This window comes from Streptomyces sp. URMC 126 (assembly GCF_051386555.1).
GTDB lineage: Bacteria > Actinomycetota > Actinomycetes > Streptomycetales > Streptomycetaceae > Streptomyces.
In genome coordinates, this window is record NZ_JBPQTX010000888.1 from 1 (window position 1) to 270 (window position 270).

At 80.4% G+C, this 270-nt stretch carries 1 pseudogene; it reads left to right on the top strand.

Features of this window, described 5'->3' with window-relative positions:
- Positions 1-194, top strand: a pseudogene (locus ACSNOK_RS34360) (hypothetical protein); the annotation flags it as partial.
- Positions 195-270: the final 76 nt, after the last annotated feature.

The following is a 270-nucleotide window of genomic DNA, read 5'->3' on the forward strand; positions in this document are numbered from 1 at the left end:
CCCACGCCGGGCGGGCCGCCCCGGCCGCGCCCGTCCCCGAGCCGCGCGACCGGCCCGCCCCCACGCCCCGGAACACCACCACCATCAACAGCCAGGGCAACCGCGGCTTCCTCAACAACGGCGCGGTGGAAGGCGGCCAGCACGCGTACTTCGGCGCCGACCCCCGGGACGACGCACGGGGAGCCGGCCGGTGACGGACACCCTCGCCGACGCCCTGCGGGAGCCGCCCGCGCCCGCGGAGGACGGCACCGAGCCCCCCGCCCCCGACAC